Origin of the sequence: Streptomyces sp. NPDC057271 (assembly GCF_042668715.1) — a bacterium.
GTDB lineage: Bacteria > Actinomycetota > Actinomycetes > Streptomycetales > Streptomycetaceae > Streptomyces.
Map to the genome: position 1 here is coordinate 1 of NZ_JBHUYJ010000232.1, position 2,120 is coordinate 2,120.

The 2,120-nt window shown below is 65.4% G+C and carries 1 protein-coding gene; it reads left to right on the plus strand.

The annotated features are described in order from the left end of the window. Positions 1–2,120, plus strand: a 2,120-nt coding sequence (locus ACFUJR_RS39155; RefSeq protein WP_383451293.1) for a hypothetical protein, incomplete at both ends; no start/stop codon positions are given.

Below are 2,120 nucleotides of genomic sequence, written 5' to 3' on the forward strand. Positions count from 1 at the left end.
CTGCGCCGGCAAACCCCCGGGGAACCGGACCACAGCCAGGGCTACGACCCGGCCAAGGCAGCCGACTACGCCATGGCACTCGCCCTCGCCCCCTCGCCCCTCAACACACCCCTTGCTGCCAAAGATTTTCTCAAGCAGCTCACCGAGAGACTCAACAACAACGCCCGCACCAGCACCGCCAACAGCTTGCTCTTCGCATCCGGGGGCCGAGTCAAGCTCTCCGATAAGAACAAGTGGATAGATGCGTCGATCACGAAGAAAACGTTCGATCTATCCTGGAAGGCGAGAAAGGGCGAAGAGAGCAACCCGTTTGATGTGGCGCGCCAGCTGCTCGGCATCAGAACAGGCAGTTCAACAGGAACCGTCTCCTATGTGGTGCGCGGCCACTGGATGGCGGCAGGTCTCGGTGAATACGACATCACCCCGAACGGGGCACGGGACGTGGTAAGGAAAGCGGTGTATGAACTGGCCGACGTGTTCACCACGGCCGGCAAGGCCCCCGATCCCCGGCTGATCGCCCAGCGCATCTACTCACCACACGAAGAACCGCTCGAGAACCAGGTTCTTATCGTGGAGGAGTTCCTGCGGCAACACACCGACAACAGTTCCGGCCAACAGGCCGTCACCGCGGTGACCGACCCGACGCACTCGGCGTACCTCATGGCGACCTCGGACACCACCACACCGCCCAACCTCGACACCATCCCCCTGAACGACTTGGAGCGGCTGCGTGACTCCGGGCCGGAGCTTCCCGCGGAGCCGTTCAGTGACCCGCGCCTCGCGGCCGACTACGGGACAGCCCTCGCCCTCGCCCACTCCCGCTCCGGCGCGCTCCTCAATCACGCTCCCTACAACAAGTACCTCACGCAGGGCTCCGACAAGTACTCCCAGACAGCAGCGGGACTGCTGTTCGCCAGCGGAGCCAGACTAAAATTCAACGCACATACCGTGAGGCATCTCAACTCGGATTTCCTGCGGCAGAGTATTGATATCGCCTACCAACAGCAGAGCGTTAACAAGCCTCATACCCCCGCCTCGGCCGCGAAGGCCATGACAGAGGTGAGTTTTACGAACTATGTGCGGGGTTTCTGGATGGCTACAGGTCTCGGCGTGTTCGCCATCACGGAGGGCGGGGCGCGGGACGTGGTGCGCAAGGCGGTGCGTGAGCTGGCCGACGTGTTCACCACGGCCGGCAAGGTGCCCGATCCTATGCTGATCGCCCAACGGATCTACACCCCCGGCCGAAGGCCTGAGGCGCAGCACGTCGTACTGGTCGAGGAGTTCCTGCGGCAGAACCGTGCGATGGCGGAAGTCGGCGGCGCAGCGAATCAGGACGGTTTGGATGCGGTCCGGCTGGATGATCTGGACCGGCTGCGTGGATCCACTCCTGAACCACCCAGTGGTGAGGGCTATGCCCAGGAGGTGGCGGCTGATTACGCCGCTCACCTCGCCCTGGCGCAGTCGCCCGGCGCCCCTCCCCTCGAGCCCTCTGCTTACGCGGAACACTTCGCCCCACCCCATGTCATCTACGAAAGGAGTCAAGTCGCCTTGAGCCGTGCTCTGCTCTTCGCCTCGGGCGCCCAGGTGACCTTGGGGAAAGCCAAGAACGTGCTGTTCACGGTGGACAAGATGAGGCAGGGCTTCGCGCTGGCCGGGCAGGTGGACGACAAGGGTGAGCCGCTCACCATGACGCAGGCCGGGTCGAAGATGGGCAGAAAGTCGGCCAAGTACATGGTGCAGGGTTTCTGGCTGGCTGCTGGTCTTCGTGGTGACGGTCTCCGGCGGGGTGGTGCGCGGGATGTGATCCGCAAGGCGGTGGACACGCTGGCCGGTGCCCTCACGGCGGCGGGCGGGGAGCCGGACGCGTGGCTGATCGCGCAGCGCATCTACGCCCCGGGCAGGGAGCCGCGGGAGCAGCAGGTCGCTTTGGTGGAGGAGCTGTTGCGGCAGCGACGGGAGGCCGCGGAGCATGCTGTGCCCGTGATGCCCTTGCTGCCGGCGGTGGTGGATGGGCTGGGCGGGGTTCGGGTGGGGGTGCGGGTGGAGCATGTGGGGGCCGGTCGTCTGCGGGCGGTGCTGCAGGTGCGGGGGGGCGGCAAGGTGGAGGTGCTGCCGGGCGG